A 22,801-nucleotide genomic window follows, 5' to 3' on the forward strand; every position below is an offset into this window, starting at 1 on the left:
GCAGCCCCAGGCAAATAGATATATTACCGTGCAGCAGGAAGCCGCAGCCTAGTGCCCAAATGGCTTGGCTTTGGGCTTGGGATACCGTGGGGCCACGTCGCCGCTAACTATATCGTGGTGCGAGATAAGCTCACGCATCAGGATAGCCTGACGCCCTGTTTTTTGCGCCTTTGCCCTAAAGGTATCAGCTGCTTTTTGGCGCCCTTCCTTCGCAAAATAATCACCTAGTCCTTCCAGCAGCATTTTGCTTTCTTCTAGGCCACGCATGGCCTGATACTGCATACTCTCCACCGACTCCGTAACCTCTGAAAGCAGGGCACTGATAGTGTAGGCATGCCCGGTATGGCACCGAAACCGTATCAGCTTTCCCTCAATGAGCTTGGTAAGCGCTCCGTGGCAATCTGGACAGGTAAAGGGCGTCAGCTCTCCCTGCTCAATAATGCCCAGCTCAAACGCGTTTTCGTTTTTGGCAATTCGCAGCTCCAGATCAATCTGCTCCAGGTCAGCTTTGGCCGTTTGGGGTTTGCTGGGGGCATGCTCTGCGGTTAGTTGCACCAGCAAGGCGGTGAGTTCAGCCAGCGGCACAATATGGTCGGCCTGCACGAACTCCAGAGCATTTACGGGCATGGCCGGCGACATAGCATCGTGCGGGTCTTGCACTACCGTGAGGCCGCCCAGCCGCTGGATGCTCCACAGCCCGGAGGTTCCGTCATCGAGGTAGCCCGTCAGGACTACCCCGATGGTGCGCGGCCCGTAACTGTAAGCCGCCGAACGGAAAAGGGCATCTATGGAAGGCCGGAACCGGTTTTCCTTCGGCCCATTTGTTACAAGCACGGTGTCGTTTTCTACGAGCAGGTGGTGGTTGGGCCGAGCTACGTATATATTACCTGCCTCCACCTTTTCGCCGTTGTGGGCATGCTTAACGGTGAGGGCCGAGACCTGGTTCATGAGCTGAGGCAGCAGGCTATCGGCGTAAGGAGCTACATGCTGCACCACAAAAATGGGGGCCGGAAAGTTGGCTGGTAAGGTGCGCGCCAGTTCCAGCAGGGCCGCTACTCCGCCCGATGAAGCCCCAATCACCACTATGTCTCGCCGCTGGTGGGAGGCCTTTTTGGTTGTGGTTGCCATAGGTAGGAAGCTAGGAGTGTTAGCGCTTCTTCTAAACGCAAAGCCCAGCAGTTGGTCTGGCTTTATCTGCAGTGGCTTCCTGGCGGGGGCTACTGCTTACTCCCGCATTCGGCACAGAAGCGCTGGTCGTGCTTCATGCTGGCGCCACAGTCACTGCAGAACTTCTCTTTACCCTGCGCCATTGGGCTGGGCGTACCGCACTGGGCGCAAAACTTTTGCCCGGCAGTCAGCTTAGCCTGGCAGGTAGCGCACTGCGCTAGGCCACCTTTGTTCAAGAAATCTACCTCTTTGGTATAGTCTTGCTGGCGCGTTTTGGTATGAATTTGCTCACTGGTGGCCTGAGCCTGTTGCGAGGCAAGCTCCTCGTGCTCGTCGGGGGCGCAGGTTTCGCACAGGCCCGCGCTGTGGTTCCAGCACACATTGGGGCACACCCAGTGGCCGCAGCGGGTGCACTGCCTGAAGTACGTTTTACCTGCCTGCACAGCTTTCTCCAGTGCCGCATCGTGGGCTTTACCCCCAATGGCGCGCTGTACGTGGTAGGCGGCGGTACCGGCATCGTAAAAGCTGCCGCCAAACAGGCTGCCGGCCGCCCGCATGAGCTCCCCGGCTATACCAATGCTGTTGGGCTGAAACCGCGACATATGCCCGTTCCGACACTTATCACAGTAAAACTTAAACTGGAACCCCTTGTCGGTCGACAAATCATCGTGGTTAGCAACGAACTGAATCAGCTTGCTCATAGTAATGTGACAGGATAAGTGAACATGCAAAAGTATATATATTGATTATCGAATACTATTCCCCCGGGTAGGCTGAAAAAATCAGCGCGTATACTTGCGTACCCTACCGGGACACGCCCCGCCTGCTTATGCGCCTTTCTTACCTTCTCTTTGTCTGCTTTCTGGTGTTGTACCTGGCCCCTGCCGGACACGCGCAAAACCAGCAGCAGCGCGACACCACGCTTATTGTATACACGGGGCAGCTCACGGGAGCCTATAGCCGCGGGGGCGTTAGCCGAATGCTGGCTACTACTACCCAAGCCGTTACGTTCACGCGCGGCCAACACTACGGTTTGCCCCTCACGGGCAGCTTTATTTATGGCAAGCAAGACGGCTTTCTGAAGGAGCGCGAGCTGCTGCTCAATGCCACGCCTTACTATTACAAGGGTCGATTCCGGGCGTATGCCCTCGGCGGGTATGAAATCAGCAACCTGCGCGGCATCACGAGCCGGGTGCAGCTGGGCGCCGGCCCCGGTTGGGCGTTCTACTCTGATACGCTGGGCCGGGAAGTGTCGGTGAGTAACCTCCTCATTCGGGAGAAAACCAACTTCCGCGATGGTACCGCCCGCCTTACCACCCGCAACTCGGCCCGCCTGAAAGTCAGCTACTCGCGCAGTGTGGTTACCCTCAGTTCCATTACCTTTTACCAGCCTTCCGTAGTTGATTTCGGCGACTACCGCTTCAGTAACCTGACCACGCTGGCGCTGAAGCTCCCACGCAAGTTCTCCGTTAACTTCAGTTATAACTATACCCACGAAAGCCGCGTGATTGAAGGCCGCTTCCCTGATAACACCAACGTAACCGTGGGAGTGGCCTACAGCACCACGCGGTAAGCCTACGCCTTATCTAACCAGCGCTGCTCATTATTGCCTATTGGTCTGGCTGCGGGCGTCAGAATCTCGGCTATTTTCTGAACGCTGGTTAAACCCTAGGCTTCTGCGCAGCTCTAACCCATCAACTTACCGCCCTAACCCGCTCCCCTGCTTGGAAGATCAGGAGATACTCGCCAAGTTCGATGACCCCGCCGCCCGCAATGTGGCCTTTAACCAGCTGGTGCGCAAGTACCAGCATAAGGTGTACTGGCATGTGCGCAAAATGGTCATCGACCACGACGACGCCGACGACCTCACCCAGGACGTCTTTGTAAAAGTCTGGAACAACCTGGCGAATTTTCGGCGGGACGCCTCCCTGTATACCTGGATCTACCGTATTGCCACCAATGAGTGCCTGAGCTTTCTGGCCTCTAAGCGCCGCCGGTTCTTTCTGCCGCTCCATGATGTAGGCGCCGAGCTAGCCACCAAACTCGAGGCCGACCCTAGCCTGGCGGGTGATGATATTGAGCGCCGCCTGCAGAAAGCTATTCTGCGGTTACCTGATAAGCAGCGCCTGGTTTTCAACATGAAATACTACGATGAAATCACCTACGAGCAGATGGCTGAAATCACGGGTACTTCGGTGGGAGCTCTAAAGGCTTCATATCACCATGCCGTGAAAAAAATTGAACAATACGTGACGGAAGATTCTGCGCGTGATTAAACTTCGTGGCTTCGGCCGCCTCTAACGTATATGAACACACCCTTTCGTTTGGATGATCATAAGCGCTGGTCGCAACCGCTGGCTCCGCCACCGGATCGGTACTTTGAGCAGCTCCCCACCCGCGTTATGGCGCGCGTGCAGCCCACCGAGGCAACTGGCCTAGCCGGAACCTGGGGCTGGCTGCAACAGCTCTCCGCCCCCGTCCGGACGGCGCTGGCCTCGGCGGTGGTGCTGGGGGGCTTTGCCACCTCTTTTTGGCTTACCCAGCCCGGCGCGCCCACTACTTCTGCTGCTACTGCCGCGCTGGCCACCGTGCCTCAGGCTGAGATGGTACAATATCTGTTAGCCAGCGACCAGCGCGTAACCCTAACTGACCTGGCCGAGCTTTCTGAAGCTCCCTCAGACATGTCAGAAGCTTACTTGCAGGCTTCGCCGGCTGAGTTGCAGGATGCTCTTGACAGCCAGCCCAGTGATGAAGCGTATTTCTAACCTCATTTTGATATTACCACACATGAATTATTTCCTTCGTAGCGTTTGGGTGTTTCTCCTGCTGGCTACGGTCTCGTTATCGGCGCGGGCCCAGGCTCCTGCCGGACAGCAGGACCGCCTGAACCAGCTGGAAAACGCCAAGATTGCTTACCTCACCGATAAGATTTCGCTGACCCAGGATCAGGCCCAGAAGTTCTGGCCCGTGTACAACGACTTTACCACCAAGCGCCGGGACCTAAACCGCCAGATGCGCCAGTTGCGGATGGCTAGCCCCGACGGCCTTAGCGATGACCAGATCAAAACCAACCTAAACCAGGCCATAGCCCTGCGTGAGCAGGAAGTAAAGCTGGAGCGCGACTACTTTAACAAGTTCCAGAAGATTCTTAACATCCGGCAGGTGGGCAAGCTGTATAGTGCCGAGCGCGATTTCACCCGTGAGGTTATTAAGCGCGTGGCTGACCGCCGTGGGGGCCGGGGCCGGCCAGAGAGCCAGTCAGACAACTAATACTTGAGTTTTGTCAATTGAAAGTTAGAAGCAGCTGCCATGGTAGCTGCTTCTTTTGTTGTGTAGGTAACTCCGCTTCGGTAGGGGCACGCTAGGCCACCCAGCACTTGCGGCGTACCTTTGCGGCCCCATTTGCTTTTGAGAACTATGCTTACCCCCCGCCAGCTTTTCCTGCGTCATCAGGCCCAAACCTCCGACTTCCCGTTGCTGCTTGAGATTGAGCGGGCCGAGGGCGTGTACATGTTTGATGCCGAGGGCCAGCGCTACCTCGATTTGATTTCGGGCATTGGGGTAAGCAACGTAGGCCACCGGCACCCGCGGGTGCTCCAGGCCATTCAGCAGCAGCTAGACAAGTACTTGCACCTCATGGTGTATGGCGAGCTGGTGCAGGCGCCCCCAGCGGTGCTGGCAGAGGCCCTGCACCGTACCCTGCCCCCTTACCTCGACAACGTGTATTTCACTAATTCGGGTACTGAGGCGGTGGAAGGCGCCCTCAAGCTGGCAAAGCGCCACACGAGCCGTACGGGTTTGCTCTCTAGCTACAACGCCTACCACGGCTCTACCCACGGTGCCCTGAGCATCACGGGCTCTGAGAGCTTTAAAAACAGCTTCCGCCCCCTGCTGCCCAATGTTCAGCACTTCCGCCACAACAATTTCGATGATCTGAGCCTCATCACAAAGCATACGGCAGCGGTAATAATTGAAACGGTGCAGGGCGAGGCCGGAGTACGTGTGCCGGCTCCTGGCTACTTGCCCGCTCTGCGCCAGCGCTGCACCGAAATGGGCGCCCTGCTGATTCTGGATGAAATTCAGTGCGGGTTTGGTCGCACGGGTACCTTCTGGGCCTTTGAGCAGTTTGGCATTGAGCCCGATATTCTGCTTACGGCGAAGGGCATGGGCGGGGGCATGCCCATTGGGGCTTTCATCTCGTCCCAGGAAATTATGTCAGGCTTTAAAACCGACCCCATCCTGGGCCACTGCACCACCTTTGGGGGGCACCCAGTGTCCTGCGCCGCGTCGCTGGCCACGCTACAGGTAATTCAGGAGGAGCAACTGCTGACTGGGGTAGCAGAGAAAGCCACCCGTTTTCGGCAGCAGCTGGTGCATCCGGCCATTCGGGAAGTACGGGGCTGCGGCCTGCTGATGGCCGTGGAGTTCGACTCGTTTGATATACTCAAGCCCATCATCGACCACGCCCTCTGGCACGAGCACATTCTCACCGACTGGTTCTTGTTCTGCGACAACTCTCTCCGGATTGCTCCCCCACTGACCATCACCAACGCTCAGATTGATGATGCCTGCACCGCCTTGCTGCGGGCTATTACGGCGGTAGCCGGAGAGTAAGCGTTCCTTACACACACATATGAAGCCCCAGAGCCGGAGCGTCCCGGGCCGATTGGGGCTAGGCCAGTAACGTTAGTGCGCACTGGCCTTTATGGCTTCAGGAAAATGGGGTACCCGAGAGCAGCTTGGCGGCAGGCTATTCTTCGCTCTGCATGTTGTTGTAATTGAGGAAGCTCTGGGTTTCTTCCTTGATCTGCTCACGGGGAAGGCAGTCTTTTACGCCCAATGATATTTTGCGTACCAGTACGCCTACAATGGCCTTGCGGAAGCCCAGCTTTTCGGCCATATCAATGCAAAAGTCCATCTCACTGTCATCTACTACCCCATCGGCCAGCATCATATCCACCAGATCAAAGATCTGATCAAACCGCTCTGAGTCGTTGTCGGGCAGCACAATGGTGCCGGCGCTGGCGTTGCCCACAATAGAGCGGACGTCATCGGCGCGCATACCGTTCTTCTTTCCCACCGCCACTATAAAGTTCATCTCCCGTTCGTCGATGTGGCCATCGGCCTTTGCCAATGCTACGAGGTTCATCAGATGGCTTTTAACCTTTTTGGTTTGCTCGTTCTCAAAAAAACCAAACATACGGGTGGGGCTTAAGTAGTAGAGGGTTGCGTTAGGAGCGGTAAGAGCAAATTCAATTGCTGAATTAGCCGGAGGCGGGTTGTTAATATACCGGCTGTTATACTTATGTGCAACAGGTTTATGTACGGAATCCGAAAAAAAACAGCCGATTTGTCAGTCTCTTTTGGGTTTCGCGCTCTTAGAGGCTTTACTTTCCCTCCGGATTTGCCACCTTTGCGCCCGCCCACTGCGGGCAACTTGATTTGAAGTAGAGTACTCAGAGATACATATGAAACGTATTGCAGTTTTTACCAGTGGCGGCGACTCGCCGGGTATGAACGCCTGCATCCGGGCCGTTGTGCGTACCGCGGTCTACCACGGCATTGAGGTATATGGCATCATGCGCGGTTACAGCGGCATGATTAAAGGCGAGTTTGTAAAATTGGACTCGGCCTCCGTAGCCAACACCATTCAGAAGGGCGGCACCATCCTTAAATCGGCGCGCAGCCAGAAATTCCAGACCAAGGAAGGTCGGCAGGAAGCTTTCGACCAGCTTGTAAACCACGGTATCGATGGCTTGGTAGCTATTGGGGGCAACGGTACCTTCACGGGTGCTACCATTTTTGAGCAGGAGTTTGGCATTCCTACCGTAGGGGCGCCTGGCACCATCGACAACGACCTCTACGGCACCGATTATACCATTGGCTACGACACTGCTGTAAACACAGCGCTGGAGGCCATTGACAAAATCCGCGACACGGCTGACTCCCACGACCGTTGCTTCTTTGTGGAAGTAATGGGCCGCGACTCAGGCTACATTGCCATTCCGTGCGCCATTGGTGGTGGCGCCGAAATTGTGATGATTCCGGAAACGCAGATGTCGACAGAAGCCGTGATTGAGACGCTGCACAGCAGCTGGAAACGCTCGAAATCTTCTTTCCTGGTGGTAGTGGCCGAGGGTGACGAGGAAGGTAATGCCCATGGGGTAGCGCAGCAAGTGAAAGCCGCAATTCCCCAGCTTGATACCCGCGTAACCATCATTGGCCACATCCAGCGGGGTGGCGCGCCTTCTGCCGCCGACCGAATGCTGGCTTCGCAGATTGGTATTGCCTGCGTAGAAGGCCTCATGAACGGGATGCGCAACGTAATGGCTGGCATTGTTGACCGCAAGCTGGTGTACACCCCCTTTACTGACACCATCAACAAAAAGAAAATGATCAACCAGAGCTTCATGCGCATGGTTGAGATCCTGAGCGTGTAGATGTTACCCCGTCAGCACTTTGCTCTTTGAAAAAGACGCTCCTTGAAAGCAGGAGCGTCTTTTTTGTTACCGAGATTCAATACATTTATTCGATACTTATCCCCAAGCTCATTATCCTACAGGTTTGTACAAGAAATTAGTTTTTAGCGCGCTTTTTTGCGCAGGGTCCTCGTCTGCCTATTCTCAAACTGTAGTTCCGGCTACTTCTCCTCGAGCTAGCCTACACATAGGTGTAGGCACTGCCGGTGTTGGTACTGGAGATTATTTGGCGCTAAAGGCCCATGTAGAATACACGCCCCTTGTTGGGCGGCATTTAGGTACGGGTACTCGGCTGGCCTTAATTGGTGGTAGTCGCGAATCATATAACACCGTGTACAGACCGTATAATCCTAACGACCCAAGTACCTACGGCGGCCATGGGGTTAATGCACCCTTTGCCATGAGTTATCAGGCAGTAAACCTTGAGCAGGAAGTGTACCTGTATCCGTTTGGAAATGACAAGCAAGTGTCGTTTGCCATTGGTGGTGGTGGCTACGTAGGCTACTCCAGCCGCTATGGCGCGCCGGCCACTCATATCGACTGGAGCACTGGTGCTGAAACCCTCGACCTTGACCACGAGTACGGGTTGCACGCCGGCTATCTGTTTTCCCTTAATCTGGATGTGGCCTTGGGTTCCACGCAGAGGTGGCTAGTGGGAGGCAAAACTTCCTTCCAGAACGATACATTCGGTAACTCCCTTGCCTCGTTACAGCTGAAAGTAGGCCGGCGGTTTTAAGCCTACTGGCCTAGGCCACTGTTTTACCACTTTACGTCTTCTGGGTGCATCCACTGGTACGCCGGGTCGCGGCGGAGCCAGGTGAGTTGGCGTTTGGCGTAGTGGCGGGAGTTGCGCTTGAGCAGGCGCACAGCTTCCTCATACCCGTACTGGCCCTCGAAATAATCAAATAGCTCTTTATACCCCACCGTTTGCAGCGCATTGTGGTGGCGGTAGGGGTACATAGCCCGCGCCTCCGCCTCCAGGCCGGCAGCCAGCATCTGGTCCATGCGCTGATCTATGCGGTGGTACAGCTCCTCCCGCTCCCGGTATAGAGCAACTTTCACGATGTTGAAGGGCCGCGCTGCTGCTTTCTTCGCGCCATGAAAGCTACTAAAGGGCTGGCCCGTAGCGCGCGTAATTTCAAGGGCTCGCAATACTCGCTGGTGGTTCTGGCGGTCAATTCGCTCATACGTTACGGGGTCGAGGCGCTCGAGCTCAGCTACCAGCGGAGCCAGGCCACCGGCGGCCAGCTCTTGTTGCAGCTGCTCACGCACCTGCGGCAGTGCCGTAGGCATATCGTCGAACCCTTCCGTTACGGCTTGAAGGTAAAGGCCTGAGCCGCCGGTCAGAATGACTACCCTGTGCTTGCGGAAGAGATTCTGCAGCAGCGCCAGGGCATCTTGCTCATAGCGGCCAGCGTTGTACTCCTCCTGAATGCTGTGCGAGTTGATGAAGTGATGCGGTACGCCCTGCATTTCTTCGGGGCTGGGCTTCGCCGTGCCAATAGTCAGCTCCCGAAAAAACTGCCGGGAATCGGCTGATACAATCTCGGTATTCAGGGCCTGGGCCAAACGTACGCATAGGTCCGTTTTGCCCACTGCCGTTGGCCCCGAAACTACCAGGAGCGTTGGCTCGGTTGCCGTGAACAGGTCAGGTATTAGCATCATACTGTTGAGGGGATTGCGCAGCCAGGCAGCGCCGCATATAAAGCAATTAACCGAGTTTCCTCATGCTGCCAACTCAGCTCCTGCCGCGCCCGAATGCCATTAGCAGTGAGTTGCCGCACGCGGGCTTGGTCGCCGCCCGGCAGCAGGCGGTTAAGCGCTGCTGCCACTGCCTCGGGAGTGAGCGGAGCCGCTACCAGCTCGGCCACATCGTAGGCCTCATTCAGGGCGCGGTACTCCGGAAAGTCTACTACTACCTGGGGCACGCCGGCGTGCAGGTAATCAAAGAATTTATTGGCCAAAGAGTAGTAGTAGCTCAGGCCTTGGTTTTCCAGCAGAAGCACACCTACCGCGGCGCGGCGCGTTACTTCACGCAAGTCTGCTGGCAGCATATACCCTCTAAACTCCACCTGCCCGCTCTGCACCAAGCCTAGGGCAGCAGCCTGCGCCCGCAGGGGCCCCGACAGGTCTCCTTCGCCGCAGATAACCAGCCTGCCTCGCACCTGTGACATGGCCGCCAGCAAGATTTCCAGCCCCCGGCCCGCATTTAGTGCTCCCTGGTACAGAACATAGCCCTCTGACTCTGCCCTAGTCTCCGCAGATTCCTGCAGCCGACTGATGTTGCGGATAACAGCAAACGGCCGGCCGTAGCGCTGCTTAAATAGCTGGGCCAGGGCTGGGCCCACGGTATAGGCCAGGTGGGCCCGCGGCACAATGAAGCGCTCTACCTGCCGCCAGACCCACTGCACCGCCGGACGGTCTACTACTTCGGGTACTTCCGTAAAAAGCTCATGGGCATCGTACACGAAGGGAGTATTGCTGAGGCGAGCACGGGCCCACATGGGCAGAGCCGTATCCAGATCTATAGCGCACCAGGCAGCCGCGCGCTGGGTAAACAGGTAGGCCAGTAGGCGCAGGGTAAACTCAAAATAAAACAATTTCCCCCGCCGCCGCCAACAGCGCAAACGGTGCTGCTGATAAGGCTGCGCCGTGAGCGGCGCCGAGCCAGGCCACTCCCGCCCCACCAACAGTACCTCGTACCCGGCTCGCGCCAACGACCCGCAAATGCGCTGCATCCGCTGATCATAATTTAGGTCAGTAGTGACGGTGAAAACGAGACGAGGGGGCATTTAAGGTGGCTCTAATGAGCCGAAGCGGGTAGTTTGGGATATTTTCGTCAAATTTAGGGAGTAAAACACAGTATGCCGGTCTGGTCGCCTTTTCCGCGGACTAGCCGCCGGCCCTTCTTTGCGCGGTAATGCCCCCTCGACTCCCCTCGTCTCCTACACCTATGCCGGCCCGGCCTACTGCTTCTACCTCCACCGATTTGCTACGCTCGTTATTTGACCAAGCCTACGACGCACTGTTGCTCTACGATGACAACGGTGCCCTAATTGATTGTAACCAAACTGTTCTGAACCTGCTTGGCGTCTCGCGCGAGATGCTGCTGGCATCGGGCCTGATGGCTTTTGCGTTGCCCTCCCCCGACCAGTTGGCTGATCAATGGACATCTGAAACTCAGCTCCGTGAGGCCGTTCTGGACACGGCCCGCACCGGCACCTCTTACTCCCGAACCTGGCATGGGCAGCGCGTAGACCGGGCACAGCTCACGGGGTGGCTTACCTTGCACCAGGTGCATACTCCTATGGGCAACCGTGTGCAGCTAACCCTGCGCGATGTTACCCACAACCACACATATGAGCAGGACAGTACGCAGCAACTGGTAGCTAACCGCAGCCAGGAGCAGCTCCGCGATTTACTTTCCCGAACCAATCTTAGCTATGTTCAACTAGACCGCAACGGCGATATTCAGGATGTCAATGACTTTTTTCTGGACTTCACAGGTTACCGGCGCGATGAAATAGTTGGCCACAACTACCACAGCCTGTTTGCGCCGCCCGAAGAGGCTGACACCCGGCGCGAGGCCTACCGGGCCAGCATTGAGGATGGGGTAGTGCAGAATTTTTATGAGCGCCTGCTGGTAACCAAAGCCGGGCAGCGCCGCCTGCTGTACTGGCACACTGAGTTTACCCGCAACACTACCGGCCAGATTACCGGCCTCTTTGCCGTAGGCCGCGACCTAACCGACCGCCACATCACGGCGCGCGCGCTAACGGACAACCGTACCCGTCTGCAGGATTTCCTGGACAATGCCCACGACCTGATTCAAAACCTGAGCATTGATAACCGGTTTCTGTTTGTAAACAAGGCCTGGAAGGAGAAGCTGGGGTATGAGGATGAGGACCTGCCTAACCTTTCGCTTTCCGACGTGGTGCACCCTTACTACAAGGCCAAGCTGCTTTATCAGTTGCGCAACCTGTACAAGGGCGAGAAAGTGAACAAGCTGGAAACCGTGTTTCTCACCAAAACCGGCAAGCCAGTACACCTGATTGGCTCCATTAGCTGCTCCTGGCAGGATGATGAGCCCGTTAGCACGCGCGCTATTCTGCATGACATCACCGACCGCATTAAGGCTGAGCGCCTGCAGAAGGTGTATTACAGCATTGCTAACCTGGCCATTAGCTCCAAAGATCTGCACTCACTCTACGGTGCCATTCATCGGGAGCTGAGCAAGATTATTGAGACTAACAATTTCTACATTGCCCTCTGCGACGAAGCCCGCACCCAGCTGCAGTTTGCTTACTACGTAGACCAAAACGCCCAGGGAGAGCAGAACGTGATGGCTCGTCCGTTTTCATCGGGCGTGTCGGAGTACATCATCCGGACGGGGCGGCCGCAGTTTCTGCTGAAGCAAGAGCTGGAGGAGCTGATTGGCAATGGTACCATCACGGCCTATGGGCTGATGCCGGAGGTAATGCTTTGCTCGCCGCTGAGCATTGGCGAGCGAATTATTGGGGTAATTGCGGTACAGGACTATCAGAAGGCCGATGCGTATGCCGCCGCTGATATTGAGATTTTGCACTTCATCTCCAACCAGGTAGCCTTGGCCATTGAGCGCAAGCGCAACGAGGTGCAGATTCAGAAGCAGAATGCCCGCCTGAATGCCATTTTCGAAAGCGGCTCGCACCTGATGTGGTCCGTGGATACGCATTCGCGCCTGAGTTCCTTTAACCGGAACTATGCTGCTTACTTCCTGCGGCGCAATGGTGTGTACCCAGCCCTGAATGTAAACCTCTGGCATGCCGATCTGGCCCTGATGGAGGAAGACGCCCGTGATACGTTCATGGAGAACTACCGACGGGCCTTTCAGGGACACCCGCAGCGTTTTGAAGTGCGCCTGCGCGACACCAAGGGCATTGACAGCTGGCGCGAGATTTACCTCAACCCCATCTACCTCGACGACGGTTCCTTTGAGGAGATTTCGGCCATCGCCCACGACATTACCGACAAAAAACGCTCGCAGCTTGAGCTGGCCGCTCAGGAGGAAAAGTTCCGCGCCATCTTCGAGTCGTTTCAGGATGTGTACTACCGCACCGATGGAAAAGGTATACTGACCTTGGTGAGTCCCTCCGTGTACGATATGTTGGGCTACACGCCGGAAGAAGTTACCGGTACTCCTATTGCCGATTACTACCTCTACCCTACTGAGCGTGAGGCGCTACTGGCAAGCGTGCGCGAAACGGGCGGTGCCCGCAACTTTGAGGTGACCATGCGCCACAAAAGTGGCCTAGCAGTGAGCGTGCTGGTAAATGCCCGGCGAGTACTGGATGGCAACGACGGCACTGAGGGCATTGGCCGCGACATTACCGAACTGAAAAAGATGCAGGATGACCTGCGCGCAGCGAAGGATGAAGCTGAAGCGGCTCTGCATGCCAAAACGCAGTTCTTGGCCAACATGAGCCACGAGCTGCGCACTCCCATGAACGGCATCATTGGGATGATAGACTTGCTGCACCAGACGGTGGCCTCCGAAGAGCAGGAAGAATACGTAGATACCCTTCGCAAGTCCTCGGATGCGCTGCTGGCCATTCTGAACGATATTCTGGACCTCTCCAAGATTCAGGCGGGCAAGCTCCAGCTCAGTGAGTCGGGCATTGATTTGCATTACACCCTCGACAAAATTCACTCGTTGTTTGCCAACCGGGCAAACCAGAAGCTGCTGCACTTCACGTACCATATTGCCCCCAAAACGCCGCGCTTCATTATCACCGATGAAACCCGACTGCTGCAGATACTGAGCAACTTAACCTCTAACGCCATTAAGTTTACGGCGCAGGGCAATGTTAGCATTCAAGTATCGTCGGTGGCAAGTGAAGGCGATGAGCACACGCTGCGCTTTGATGTAAATGACTCAGGCATTGGCATTTCTGAAGACAACGAGAAGCTACTGTTTACCAACTTCACTCAGCTCGATACCACCCCTACCAAAGCATTTGGCGGCACTGGCCTAGGCCTGGCTATTAGCAAGCAGCTGGCAGAATTATTGGGCGGTGAAATTGGCGTTAACTCCAACGTAGGTGAGGGTTCTACCTTCTGGTTCACTATTCGCTGCCTGGTTGCCCGCAACGAGGAGGAGATTGTGCAGGAGAGAGTAACCGCCCGCGAGCGGGCCCAGGAGATTGTGCGCTTTGACACCACCCCGCAAGTGCTGCTGGTGGACGATAACCCCATCAACCAGCAGGTAGCCTCCCGCCTGCTTGATAAGCTGGGCTGCTCCGTAGATGTAGCACACGATGGCTTTGAAGCCATCAGCAAAGCCACCGACCCACGCAACCGCTACGAGCTCATCTTCATGGACATTCAGATGCCTGAGATGGATGGTGTAACAGCCATGCTGGAAATCAGGCGGCGGCTAGGCCAGGCGTGCCCGCCGGTGGTGGCCATGACGGCCTACTCCATGAAGGAAGATGCCGAGCGGTTTGTGCAGCAAGGCATGGACGACTACGTGCCCAAGCCCGTGAAAAGCCAGGATCTGTACTCGGTGCTGCGGCGCTGGTCGGCCAAGAGCCTGCAGCTTCAGGAGGTTGAGTTCAGTGCCCCTCAGGCCGCGGCGCCCGAGCCGGTACCAGTCAGCATAGACCCCGATACCCTGGAGCAGCTACGCCAACTGGGCGGCGGCGAGTTTGCGGCTCAGCTCTACGCCGATTTTGAGCAGGAAGCAGGCCAACTCCTAAGCGAAGCAGCCGCTTTAGTAGCCGATGGTCAGTACGCGCAAATCCTGCCTCATCTGCACCAGCTTAAAGGAACTGGCTTCACGCTTGGTATAAATACCATGGCTGAATGGACTAAAAAGATGGAACATGATTTAAAAACTGGAGTTTTTACCAATGCAGAGCAGGACTTCCGGAAGTTGCAGTATTACTTTGCACAGTTCGTAGCCGTATACCCCGCTATTACCCAAGCTCCCTAGCGCCGTTACTGGCTACGTTTTCTTCGTATTGCTCCCAACCCACACACAAAACCTCAACGCCCTCATTTATGGCTGATTCTAAAACCATTCTAATTGCGGAGGATAGCTCCGTTATTCTTAACTTGACTAAAAAGATTCTGGAGCTTCAGAAATATCGTATTGTATCAGCTAAAAACGGGGGCGAGGTGATGAAGCAGGTAGAAAGCCAGCCGATTGACTGCGTGCTCATGGATATTAACATTCCCGTGAAAGATGGTATGGAGTGCACCCGCGAGATTCGCGGACACGCTGACCCTCGCATCGCCAAAATACCTGTTATTGCCATTACCGGCAATGCTAATAACTACTCTATGGAGCAGTTCCGGGAAGCCGGCGTAACAGACTACCTCCCTAAACCCCTTGACTTCGACGCCCTGGTGCGCGTGGTAAAGCAATACATCGGCTAATTGATAGGGCCTTGGAGGCGTAGAGGCTCGGGAACCTGGCTCACGTTTAACGACTGCTTGATAAAAGCTCGCTGAACACCCACGCTCCCACGCCCCCAGACCCTACATTCCTATGGAAATAACCTTTCTCGGCACGGGCACATCGCAAGGTGTGCCCGTGATTGGGTGTACCTGTGCCGTCTGCCGCTCCGTGGACTACCGCGACAAGCGGTTACGCGTGTCGGTGCACCTGCAGGTACAGGGTAAAAGTATCATTATTGATTCAGGTCCCGACTTTCGGCAGCAGGCGCTGCGCGAACGGGTTGAGCACCTGGATGCCTTGGTCTTTACGCACGAGCACAAAGACCACACGGGTGGCCTAGACGACATCAGGGCCTACAACTTTCGGCAGCAGCAAGACATGCCCATCCACGCGGAGCTTCGCGTACTTGAGCAGCTTAAGCGGGAGTATTCCTACATCTTTGCTGAGCACAAGTACCCTGGTATTCCGCAGGTAGAAATTCACCCTATCCTGAGCGACACCGACAGCTTTTGGGTGCAGGGTGTGGAGTTCCAACCTATTCGGGCATTGCACTACAAGCTACCGGTACTGGGCTTCCGGGTGGGCAACTTCACCTATGTAACGGACGCCAACCACCTTACCCCGGAGGCGTTGGAGCGCATGCGCGGCTCAGAGGTAATTGTGCTGAATGCCTTGCGGCACGAGAAGCATATATCTCATTTTACGCTGCAGGAAGCCGTAGCTATTCTAGAGGACCTGGCTCCTAACCGGGCGTACCTTACCCACATCAGCCATCAGCTGGGCCGCCACCACGAAGTAGAGGCGGAACTGCCGCCCTTCATCCGACTGGCCTACGATGGCCTGCGGGTGAAACTCTAGCTTAGTAACTGCCCGTTCAGTTCACTTTGCTGATGCGGTAGCGGGTGGTAATGTCTTTCTTCTGCGGCGCGTCGTTGCCGGGCTGCACTTGCCAATTCAGGTAATACAATAGGTAACGGCGGCCATTGGCCCGCACGCTGGTTGTATCTATCCAGCCGGCTGTGTACGTCCTCTCCTGATTAGCGGGCAGCTTTATTTGCTGGGTTAAGCCCTGCGCATCAGTTACAGTTAGCGTAGGCCACACGTAGTCTGGTATCAAGCAGCGGGCATTTCTAGGGCAGAAAGCATAACTCAATTCGGTTGCTTCCACCGTAAGTTCCGGCTGGTTGGTGGAGGGCAGGAACGCCTGCTGCCGGTAGTTCAGCGCAAACTCCTGATCAAATGCTGAGTTGACTGTTGCCGGCAAGACCTCATCCTTACTGTACCTACCGTTACAGGCTAGCAAAACCTGGCTGGAAGCTAACAGGAGTAAGTACTTTTTCATAAGCTTGGTTAAGGGCAGTTGTGGGTAGTGGAGTTATGCCGGGAGCCTTGGTTCTTTTATAGAGCCAACAGGTGGCTTGGCGGTTGCAAGCGCAGGGTTCTTTCTACTTTTAGCATTCCAACTTGTGGCTACCTGGGCGCTTTACCCCAATCATGCAGCCAGAATACCTCGCTCATGCATACCAACTACTACTTCCTGCGCCAACTGGCCCCTGCTCTCACCCATCATCTGGCGGGCTATAGCGTGGTTACTTGTTTTTCGCAGGAAAAGGATGAGTTAGTAGTGGGCCTGACAAATGGCTCGCAGGAGTTCTGGCTAAAGGCTCATTTGGCGGCTGCCGGTCCTATGCTGTCGTTACCCGAATCGTTTCACCGGGCCCGGCAAAACTCCGTTGATTTGCTGCCAGAGCTGCTAGGCCAGGTAGTTACGCGGGTGGAGACATGGTATCACGACCGGGTATTGCAAGTTCATTTTGCCAGTAGGGCCACCTTGCTGTTTAAGCTCTATAGCACGCGGCCCAATGCCGTTTTCAGGGCGGCACCCGAGGCTTCCGCTGAACTATTCCACCAGCGGTATACCGCCGATGCGGAGCTGCACTCCGCTCCGGCGGTAGCGGATGCCACTGAGGTAGCTTCCTCATCTACTAACCCGCTGAAAGCCTACCCTGGCCTCGGTGACCTGGCCCTGGCCTATCTGCGCACCCGTGGCTACGATCCGGCTCCTATCGAGACCAAGTGGGAATTGGTGCGTGAGGTGGTGCAGGAGCTGGAACAACCGGCGGCTTTTTACATCACCCGACTAGATGCCCGCACCCGCCTGAGCTTGCTGCCCGTGGGGGAAGTGGAGCACACGCTGCCGGCCACCGACCCCATTGGTGCCTTGCGGCGGTTTGTGCCGCTGCTGCTTAACCGCCGCGCCTATGAGGCTGAGCTGCGCCAATTGCGCCAGACGCTGGAGAAGCGGGCCGATGAAGCCGCCACCAGCGCGCAGCACGCCCGACGCCGCCTGCACGCCCTGGAGAATACCGCGGGCTACCGGCAAACAGCCGATTTGCTTATGGCGCACCTGAGTCAGATTCCGGCGGGAGCCACGCAAGTAGAGGTGGTTGACTTTTATCAGGATAACCAGCCGCGCATCATTAAGCTCAAGCCCACCGAAACGCCCCAGCGGACGGCTCAGAACTTGTACCGCAAAGCCAAAAATCAACAGCTTGAAACCCGGGAACTGAGTGCCCGCGCTGAGCGTCGCGAAACAGAGGCTCTCTGGAGCCTGGAGCGGCTGGAGGAGCTGGACAGCCTTTCAACCGGTGATTTGCGTGCCCTGCGCCAATGGCGCAAGCAGCATGGCTTAGATCCGGCTACAGTGGCTAAAGTAGCGCAGGAGCTTCCGTTTAAGGTTTTTGAGGACAGTGGCTTTACCATTCTGGTGGGCCGCAATGCGCAGAACAACGATTTGCTTACTCAGCGCTACGCCCACAAAGACGACCTCTGGCTGCACGCCAAGGATGTTACGGGCTCACACGTGGTTATCAGGCACCGCGCGGGGTACCCAGTGCCGGGGCCCGTGCTGGAGCGCGCCGCCCAGCTGGCGGCCTGGTACTCGCGCCGTAAGAATGATTCTCTTTGCCCGGTTACATACACACCCAAGAAGTTTGTCCGCAAACCGAAGGGCGCTATTGCGGGCCAGGTAGTAGTGGAGCGTGAGAATGTGCTGCTGGTGGTGCCCGCCAACCCTTATGAGCGCAGTGGGGTGGCCTAGGCCACTAGCAAAGGGGACAAATGAAAAAGCCTGCCTCGGAAGTTTCCGAAGCAGGCTTTTTTGCTAGAGTGCGCGCGGGGAGATTCGAACTCCCACACCCGAAGGCACCACCCCCTCAAGATGGCGTGTCTACCAGTTTCACCACGTGCGCAGATGTTGGTAAGCACTCTATCAAGATGAAAACCGAAGTTTTCAGATTCGCTGAGGAGGCGAATCGTGGACAAAAGTAGTTGGCTACGGGGTTCGGTGCAAGCAGCACCCGGTTTTTTTCTGGGCTTAGGGGCCTAGCTGGCCTTGCTTATCTATCTTGAGTACTCAGTATCAGCGGTAAGGGGGTTCACATTTTCTTCATGCCCGCGCAAATATTTTTCTCTTTCTCTTTTCTTAGTGCCTGAATCTGCGCCTGACGAGTCCTTTGGCACACCCTCTTTCCCACCCCCCTATGCTACCACCTCCCACAGCTTCAGCTGCGCCCACTTCCAGCTTTTTTGCTCGCTTTGCTGCACGCATAACAGCCTGGTCTGGCACCACCATGGCGTTCTGCCTCGCGCTGGCCCTGGTGGCTGTTTGGGCTGCTACCGGCCCGCTGTTTAACTACTCCGCTACGTGGCAGCTGGTTATTAATACCGGTACCACCATCATCACCTTTCTAATGGTGTTCCTTATTCAGCGGGCTCAGAATAAAGATTCTTTGGTGCTACACCTGAAGCTTAACGAGCTCATTGCCGCCCATAAAGGGGCCAGTAACCGCCTAATCAACGCCCAGGACTTCACGGAAGACGAAATTAACCTGTTGCACCAGTATTTTTGTCTGTTGGCTGCCAAAGCCAAACTCGACCATGACTTAGGTCGGACGCACTCTGTGGAGGAAGCGGAGGAAAACCATCAGGAAAAACGCCGAGCCCGTTCCCATAAATAATAAAAGCCCCTCCGGTTTCCGGAGGAGCTTTTATTGTACATAGTTGGTGTGCTTACTCAGCGCGAGCCAAAGGGGTATCTACCACATGCTCCGAAACAAACCACACTTGCATCTCATTGGTGCGCATTACGTTGCTCACAATAAGATCGTTGGTGCCATCATCACCGGAGTCATCTGCTCTCTTAGCGAAGTCGTGGCAGTTCTTGAGGATAATCTGGTGGGCCTCCAGCAGGCGCGATACCTGCACGGGTGCTTCTTCCCGGTCGCGGGGCGGACGGGGAATGCTGGTTACCTCAGCAATATCGGCGGCCATTGCCACGGCTACCCCACCCAGAATTTGGATGCGCTCGGCAATCATATCAATCAGGGCATCCTGCTCTTCGTAGTGCTTATCGAACAGCAAATGCAGCTGGTAGAAAGTAGGGCCTACTACCTGCCAGTGGTGCTTTTTATACATGTCGCGGATGCTGCACGTGTCAGCCAGCATCTGGTTGAGCATCTCTACGCTCTCCTGACGAATATTGGCGTCGAGGCCGATGGGCAAGCGCTGCGAAACTGTGCCGTAGCGCTGCAGGGGCGTGGGAGCATTGAATTGCTGATTTAACACGGGCTGCACGCTGGGGCCTGACTGCCCATCAGACGAAGCTCGTCCGTTAGCAGACGCCTGGCTGGCCGTTTTGGAGGTAGAAGCTTTTTTGGCAGCTGTTGCTTTGGGTGCTGCCGGAGTATCTTTGGTGTTGGACTTAGCCATGATCAGAATGAGGTAGGTATAGTGCGGAGAAAGCCACTTGAGGCGGCTACCTGTTATGCCATACGTATGTCAAGCACTCAGGTTAACAGCTGGCCATTATCTTGAACCATTATGCCTCACGCCCACGCCGCTCACTCGCATCCGCACCCAGAAGATCACCTCACCAGCTCAGCAATGCTCCAGGACATTGTGATAGGCCTCTCTGATGGACTAACGGTGCCGTTTGCATTGGCAGCTGGCCTCAGTGGGGCCGTGCAGTCTTCAGGGTTGGTAATAACGGCCGGTCTAGCTGAGATTGTGGCGGGTTCTATTGCCATGGGCCTAGGGGGCTACCTCTCGGGCCGCACGGAGGTAGAGCACTATGAGTCGGAGCTGGCGCGAGAGTACCGCGAGATTCAGGAGGTGCCCGCCGTGGAGCGCGAAGAGGTGCGGGAGCTGCTGCAGGAAATTGGCCTCTCCCCTGCTACCGTAAACCAAGCCGTGGAGGAACTCACCGCCGACCCGGATCAATGGGTGAAGTTTATGATGAAGTATGAGCTAGGCCTGGAGAAGCCCGACCCCAAGCAGGCCCCCAAAAGTGCCGTTACCATCAGCCTGGCTTACGCCGTGGGTGGCCTGATTCCGTTGAGCGCGTATTTCTTCACGGCTACGCCCACTGAAGGCCTGCTGTGGTCGGCGGTAATTACGCTGGTATGCCTCTTCCTCTTTGGCTATCTGAAAAGCCGCCTCACTGGGCAGCCGCCCATTTGGGGAGCCTTTAAAATGGCCGGAACCGGAGCCTTGGCCGCCGGCGCGGCCTTCTGGGTTGCGCGTCAGTTCCAACCGCACGAAAGCTAAACTAGCTCAACGTGTACTTTTGCTTCGGCTTGAGTAGCCCAAACTATTGCCCTCCTGCTTACCCGTATGAATGAAGCCCATTTGCATCTATTTCTAAATCATATACCTATTCTGGGCAGCCTGTTTGGCCTGGTGGTACTAGCTGTAGGCCTATTCCGGCAGGATAACGGGGTGGTGCGCACTGGCCTAGTAACGCTGCTGGTGGCGGCAGTTCTATGCTTGCCGGTTCAGCTCACCGGAGAAGGAGCCGAGGAGGTGTTACAAGGGGTGGCAGGTGTGTCTAAACCTTTAACTCAGGCACATGAAGCGGCGGCAGAGCTTGGCTTCTGGGTGCTTGAGCTAACCGGCTGCTTAGCGCTGTTGGCGCTGCTACTTACTCAGCGGGCTAACCTACTGAGCCGGCTGACCGTGGCCGGAGCCGTAGTCAGCGTTGTTCTGCTTGCCCGCGCCGGCAATTTAGGTGGACAAATTCAGCACCCGGAAGCCCGGCCCGGGTTTATAGCGCCAAGTGAGAAGTAAGCCTTGGCAACAGAGAATACCTTTAAGTAGTACCACTAGCATTGCACTCGCAGCCCCAGAGTTGCTTACCTTTCATTTAGTACCCTTCCACCGATGGCTTATCCTTTTTTCGGCGACTCCAAATCTGCCATTGCGCAATTACTGGCTACGCTGCCGCAAACTGGTCGGCTGGAGTGGATAGGCCTACGCCCGGCCCGGCGGGAGCCCCTACTTTCGGTACCAGAGGCTACCGTAGAAACCGACCGGCACCTAGCCGGCGACCATGCCCGTCCCAAGCCCGGCGGCAAACGCCAGATAACCCTGATTCAGCATGAGCATTTGGCGGCCGTAGCCGGGTATCTGGGCCACTCTGCCCCCGTTGAGCCGGGCCGTTTACGGCGTAATCTGGTCGTGAGTGGCATCAACCTGCTGGCATTAAAAAACCGGCAGGTACGAATTGGGGAGGAAGTAGTACTGGAAATAACGGGCGAATGCCACCCCTGCTCCCGCATGGAGGAAGAACTCGGCCCGGGTGGTTACAACGCCATGCGCGGCCACGGCGGCCTCACGGCTCGCATTATTGCGGGCGGCACCATTCGGGTAGGCGACGTTGTGAGCGTGGTTGAACCAGTAGAGTAGCCTAGGCTACTGCCCTAGTCCCCTATAGCTATACTGCCGCGCTCGGAATTAAGAACGCCTCGCAGTGGATGGCGGCATTCAGCAGCTTGGATACTGGGCAGTTAGCCTGCGCATCGGCCACTAGCTCCTGAAATTTGTCTTCCTGCATGCCGGGTATCTGTGCCTCTACCACCAGCACCGACTCGCGCACTAACCCTTCCTCCATTACTATCTCGCACCGGGTGTCAATGCGGGTAGCTATGTAACCAGCTACCTGTAGGTTAAAGGCCAGCTTCATGGAAAGGCAGCCAGCATGTGCGGCGGCAATCAGCTCCTCCGGATTGGTACCTACCCCACTTGCAAAGCGAGTAGTGTACGAGTAAGGGGTGCTTTTTAGTACAGCGCTGTTGGTATCTAATTGTCCGTAGCCATCAGTACCACGACCGTACCAATGGGCCTTTGCAACACGATTGATTGACATAAAGTAGCGTGTTAACTATAAATGCTGCTCTGCTGATTACACTATAGTACGCAAGTAACACAATAGCATTGGGGAAAGCCAACCCCTATATCAAGCACCCTCTAGCTAGATTCCGCAGGCCGTAGCTTGGCCGAGGTAACGTGTCGGCCCTGAATGCAACTAGTTCTGAAATTATACTTATTTCAATATAATATGGATTAATATATACTACTCATTTTCTACACCTTATCAATTACTCGCATGATTTCTTTTGCCTTTTTCAAAGTTCTTCAATCTGTTATATTTTTTTGCCCGTATCTATAATTGGATTAGCAACCCACTATTGACATTAGAGTCAAAGCTTAAAACTGTTAGTAACTGTTCTGTTTACAGAGTACCCTGAGGCCTGCACCTAGCCTTAGTTCCACCAATAGTATCTATCGCTTAAGACTGTAGATTCGTATGGAACTTACCTCACCCTCGTCCTCACTGCCAGCTACGGCAGTAGCCTTACTTCTCTTATCTGGCGGC

The 22,801-nt window shown here is 55.8% G+C and carries 23 protein-coding genes and 1 tRNA gene; 15 read left to right on the forward strand and 9 right to left on the reverse strand.

From position 1 onward, the window contains the following. Positions 1-48 precede the first annotated feature (48 nt). Positions 49-1,128 carry a chemotaxis protein CheB gene (locus HMJ29_RS19660; protein WP_171593091.1) on the reverse strand — a complete coding sequence of 360 codons (1,080 nt, stop codon included), beginning with the start codon at positions 1,126-1,128 and terminating at the stop codon, positions 49-51. 89 nt (positions 1,129-1,217) lie between these two features. Further along, on the reverse strand, positions 1,218-1,868 hold the full coding sequence (locus HMJ29_RS19665) for a zinc ribbon domain-containing protein (RefSeq protein ID WP_171593092.1): 651 nt from the start codon (positions 1,866-1,868) through the stop codon (positions 1,218-1,220). A gap of 128 nt (positions 1,869-1,996) precedes the next feature. Between HMJ29_RS19665 and HMJ29_RS19670 the strand changes: the two genes are divergently transcribed. The 5 genes from HMJ29_RS19670 (at position 1,997) to HMJ29_RS19690 (ending at position 5,781) form a co-directional block, all read left to right on the forward strand. Next, on the forward strand, positions 1,997-2,740 hold the full coding sequence (locus tag HMJ29_RS19670) for a DUF481 domain-containing protein (protein ID WP_171593093.1): 744 nt from the start codon (positions 1,997-1,999) through the stop codon (positions 2,738-2,740). Positions 2,741-2,891: 151 nt separating this feature from the next. Continuing rightward, complete coding sequence (locus tag HMJ29_RS19675; protein WP_171593094.1) at positions 2,892-3,443, forward strand: RNA polymerase sigma factor; 552 nt, start codon at positions 2,892-2,894, stop codon at positions 3,441-3,443. A gap of 30 nt (positions 3,444-3,473) precedes the next feature. Beyond that, complete coding sequence (locus tag HMJ29_RS19680) at positions 3,474-3,932, forward strand: hypothetical protein (RefSeq protein ID WP_171593095.1); 459 nt, start codon at positions 3,474-3,476, stop codon at positions 3,930-3,932. Between the two features lie 22 nt (positions 3,933-3,954). Next, positions 3,955-4,437 (forward strand): hypothetical protein, encoded by a 483-nt coding sequence (locus HMJ29_RS19685; RefSeq protein WP_171593096.1) that lies wholly within the window; start codon positions 3,955-3,957, stop codon positions 4,435-4,437. Positions 4,438-4,584: 147 nt separating this feature from the next. Further along, positions 4,585-5,781 (forward strand): aspartate aminotransferase family protein, encoded by a 1,197-nt coding sequence (locus tag HMJ29_RS19690; protein ID WP_171593097.1) that lies wholly within the window; start codon positions 4,585-4,587, stop codon positions 5,779-5,781. A gap of 136 nt (positions 5,782-5,917) precedes the next feature. On the opposite strand, the gene HMJ29_RS19695 is transcribed toward HMJ29_RS19690, so the two are convergent. Further along, positions 5,918-6,367 (reverse strand): tellurite resistance TerB family protein, encoded by a 450-nt coding sequence (locus HMJ29_RS19695; protein ID WP_171593098.1) that lies wholly within the window; start codon positions 6,365-6,367, stop codon positions 5,918-5,920. Between the two features lie 268 nt (positions 6,368-6,635). Between HMJ29_RS19695 and pfkA the strand changes: the two genes are divergently transcribed. Both pfkA and HMJ29_RS19705 read left to right on the forward strand, forming a co-directional pair. Next, positions 6,636-7,607 carry a 6-phosphofructokinase gene (pfkA, locus tag HMJ29_RS19700; RefSeq protein WP_171593099.1) on the forward strand — a complete coding sequence of 324 codons (972 nt, stop codon included), beginning with the start codon at positions 6,636-6,638 and terminating at the stop codon, positions 7,605-7,607. Positions 7,608-8,046: 439 nt separating this feature from the next. Next, a complete protein-coding gene (locus HMJ29_RS19705; protein WP_171593100.1) occupies positions 8,047-8,382 on the forward strand; it encodes a hypothetical protein in 336 nt (111 codons plus the stop codon). A gap of 23 nt (positions 8,383-8,405) precedes the next feature. On the opposite strand, the gene miaA is transcribed toward HMJ29_RS19705, so the two are convergent. Then, positions 8,406-9,311, reverse strand: a complete 906-nt coding sequence (gene miaA / locus HMJ29_RS19710) for a tRNA (adenosine(37)-N6)-dimethylallyltransferase MiaA (protein WP_244679006.1) — start codon at positions 9,309-9,311, stop codon at positions 8,406-8,408. Continuing rightward, positions 9,308-10,438 (reverse strand): glycosyltransferase, encoded by a 1,131-nt coding sequence (locus HMJ29_RS19715; RefSeq protein WP_171593101.1) that lies wholly within the window; start codon positions 10,436-10,438, stop codon positions 9,308-9,310. Before HMJ29_RS19715 ends, miaA begins: the two co-directional genes overlap by 4 nt. Positions 10,439-10,566: 128 nt before the next feature. Between HMJ29_RS19715 and HMJ29_RS19720 the strand changes: the two genes are divergently transcribed. The 3 genes from HMJ29_RS19720 (at position 10,567) to HMJ29_RS19730 (ending at position 15,945) form a co-directional block, all read left to right on the forward strand. Continuing rightward, positions 10,567-14,619: a PAS domain S-box protein gene (locus HMJ29_RS19720; RefSeq protein ID WP_244679005.1), complete on the forward strand. Its 4,053-nt coding sequence runs from the start codon at positions 10,567-10,569 to the stop codon at positions 14,617-14,619. 68 nt (positions 14,620-14,687) lie between these two features. After that, positions 14,688-15,065: a response regulator gene (locus tag HMJ29_RS19725; RefSeq protein WP_171593102.1), complete on the forward strand. Its 378-nt coding sequence runs from the start codon at positions 14,688-14,690 to the stop codon at positions 15,063-15,065. 112 nt (positions 15,066-15,177) lie between these two features. Beyond that, positions 15,178-15,945, forward strand: coding sequence for an MBL fold metallo-hydrolase (locus HMJ29_RS19730; RefSeq protein ID WP_171593103.1), 768 nt, complete (start codon positions 15,178-15,180; stop codon positions 15,943-15,945). Positions 15,946-15,961: 16 nt separating this feature from the next. Here HMJ29_RS19730 and HMJ29_RS19735 read toward each other — a convergent pair whose 3' ends face one another. Next, positions 15,962-16,429 (reverse strand): hypothetical protein, encoded by a 468-nt coding sequence (locus HMJ29_RS19735; RefSeq protein WP_171593104.1) that lies wholly within the window; start codon positions 16,427-16,429, stop codon positions 15,962-15,964. A 174-nt stretch (positions 16,430-16,603) separates the two neighbouring features. Here HMJ29_RS19735 and HMJ29_RS19740 point away from each other — a divergent pair, with 174 nt between their 5' ends. Continuing rightward, on the forward strand, positions 16,604-18,187 hold the full coding sequence (locus HMJ29_RS19740) for an NFACT RNA binding domain-containing protein (RefSeq protein WP_171593105.1): 1,584 nt from the start codon (positions 16,604-16,606) through the stop codon (positions 18,185-18,187). 69 nt (positions 18,188-18,256) lie between these two features. Here HMJ29_RS19740 and HMJ29_RS19745 read toward each other — a convergent pair. After that, positions 18,257-18,338: transfer RNA gene (locus HMJ29_RS19745), tRNA-Leu, on the reverse strand. A gap of 381 nt (positions 18,339-18,719) precedes the next feature. Between HMJ29_RS19745 and HMJ29_RS19750 the strand changes: the two genes are divergently transcribed. Next, positions 18,720-19,106 (forward strand): low affinity iron permease family protein, encoded by a 387-nt coding sequence (locus tag HMJ29_RS19750; protein ID WP_244679003.1) that lies wholly within the window; start codon positions 18,720-18,722, stop codon positions 19,104-19,106. Between the two features lie 52 nt (positions 19,107-19,158). Here HMJ29_RS19750 and HMJ29_RS19755 read toward each other — a convergent pair whose 3' ends face one another. Then, entirely contained in the window at positions 19,159-19,857 is a 699-nt protein-coding gene (locus HMJ29_RS19755) for a Dps family protein (RefSeq protein ID WP_171593107.1), read from the reverse strand. Positions 19,858-19,968: 111 nt separating this feature from the next. On the opposite strand from HMJ29_RS19755, the gene HMJ29_RS19760 reads away from it, so the two are divergent. The 3 genes from HMJ29_RS19760 to HMJ29_RS19770 all read left to right on the forward strand — a co-directional run bounded on the left by HMJ29_RS19760 (position 19,969) and on the right by HMJ29_RS19770 (position 21,831). After that, a complete protein-coding gene (locus tag HMJ29_RS19760; RefSeq protein WP_171593108.1) occupies positions 19,969-20,694 on the forward strand; it encodes a VIT1/CCC1 transporter family protein in 726 nt (241 codons plus the stop codon). Between the two features lie 66 nt (positions 20,695-20,760). Beyond that, positions 20,761-21,213 carry a hypothetical protein gene (locus tag HMJ29_RS19765; RefSeq protein WP_171593109.1) on the forward strand — a complete coding sequence of 151 codons (453 nt, stop codon included), beginning with the start codon at positions 20,761-20,763 and terminating at the stop codon, positions 21,211-21,213. Positions 21,214-21,306: 93 nt separating this feature from the next. Then, positions 21,307-21,831, forward strand: a complete 525-nt coding sequence (locus tag HMJ29_RS19770) for an MOSC domain-containing protein (protein ID WP_171593110.1) — start codon at positions 21,307-21,309, stop codon at positions 21,829-21,831. A 28-nt stretch (positions 21,832-21,859) separates the two neighbouring features. On the opposite strand, the gene HMJ29_RS19775 is transcribed toward HMJ29_RS19770, so the two are convergent. Beyond that, entirely contained in the window at positions 21,860-22,291 is a 432-nt protein-coding gene (locus HMJ29_RS19775; protein WP_171593111.1) for an OsmC family peroxiredoxin, read from the reverse strand. Positions 22,292-22,801 lie beyond the last annotated feature (510 nt).

Origin of the sequence: Hymenobacter taeanensis, assembly GCF_013137895.1 — a bacterium.
Taxonomy (GTDB): domain Bacteria; phylum Bacteroidota; class Bacteroidia; order Cytophagales; family Hymenobacteraceae; genus Hymenobacter; species Hymenobacter taeanensis.

Coding starts and splice junctions, on each gene's coding strand:
- HMJ29_RS19660 (WP_171593091.1), bottom strand. CDS start 1,128: ATGGCAACCACAACCAAAAAGGCCTCCCACCAGCGGCGAGACATAGTG.
- HMJ29_RS19665 (WP_171593092.1), bottom strand. CDS start 1,868: ATGAGCAAGCTGATTCAGTTCGTTGCTAACCACGATGATTTGTCGACC.
- HMJ29_RS19670 (WP_171593093.1), top strand. CDS start 1,997: ATGCGCCTTTCTTACCTTCTCTTTGTCTGCTTTCTGGTGTTGTACCTG.
- HMJ29_RS19680 (WP_171593095.1), top strand. CDS start 3,474: ATGAACACACCCTTTCGTTTGGATGATCATAAGCGCTGGTCGCAACCG.
- HMJ29_RS19685 (WP_171593096.1), top strand. CDS start 3,955: ATGAATTATTTCCTTCGTAGCGTTTGGGTGTTTCTCCTGCTGGCTACG.
- HMJ29_RS19690 (WP_171593097.1), top strand. CDS start 4,585: ATGCTTACCCCCCGCCAGCTTTTCCTGCGTCATCAGGCCCAAACCTCC.
- HMJ29_RS19695 (WP_171593098.1), bottom strand. CDS start 6,367: ATGTTTGGTTTTTTTGAGAACGAGCAAACCAAAAAGGTTAAAAGCCAT.
- pfkA (WP_171593099.1), top strand. CDS start 6,636: ATGAAACGTATTGCAGTTTTTACCAGTGGCGGCGACTCGCCGGGTATG.
- HMJ29_RS19705 (WP_171593100.1), top strand. CDS start 8,047: ATGAGTTATCAGGCAGTAAACCTTGAGCAGGAAGTGTACCTGTATCCG.
- miaA (WP_244679006.1), bottom strand. CDS start 9,311: ATGATGCTAATACCTGACCTGTTCACGGCAACCGAGCCAACGCTCCTG.
- HMJ29_RS19715 (WP_171593101.1), bottom strand. CDS start 10,438: ATGCCCCCTCGTCTCGTTTTCACCGTCACTACTGACCTAAATTATGAT.
- HMJ29_RS19720 (WP_244679005.1), top strand. CDS start 10,567: ATGCCCCCTCGACTCCCCTCGTCTCCTACACCTATGCCGGCCCGGCCT.
- HMJ29_RS19725 (WP_171593102.1), top strand. CDS start 14,688: ATGGCTGATTCTAAAACCATTCTAATTGCGGAGGATAGCTCCGTTATT.
- HMJ29_RS19730 (WP_171593103.1), top strand. CDS start 15,178: ATGGAAATAACCTTTCTCGGCACGGGCACATCGCAAGGTGTGCCCGTG.
- HMJ29_RS19735 (WP_171593104.1), bottom strand. CDS start 16,429: ATGAAAAAGTACTTACTCCTGTTAGCTTCCAGCCAGGTTTTGCTAGCC.
- HMJ29_RS19740 (WP_171593105.1), top strand. CDS start 16,604: ATGCATACCAACTACTACTTCCTGCGCCAACTGGCCCCTGCTCTCACC.
- HMJ29_RS19750 (WP_244679003.1), top strand. CDS start 18,720: ATGGCGTTCTGCCTCGCGCTGGCCCTGGTGGCTGTTTGGGCTGCTACC.
- HMJ29_RS19755 (WP_171593107.1), bottom strand. CDS start 19,857: ATGGCTAAGTCCAACACCAAAGATACTCCGGCAGCACCCAAAGCAACA.
- HMJ29_RS19760 (WP_171593108.1), top strand. CDS start 19,969: ATGCCTCACGCCCACGCCGCTCACTCGCATCCGCACCCAGAAGATCAC.
- HMJ29_RS19765 (WP_171593109.1), top strand. CDS start 20,761: ATGAATGAAGCCCATTTGCATCTATTTCTAAATCATATACCTATTCTG.
- HMJ29_RS19770 (WP_171593110.1), top strand. CDS start 21,307: ATGGCTTATCCTTTTTTCGGCGACTCCAAATCTGCCATTGCGCAATTA.
- HMJ29_RS19775 (WP_171593111.1), bottom strand. CDS start 22,291: ATGTCAATCAATCGTGTTGCAAAGGCCCATTGGTACGGTCGTGGTACT.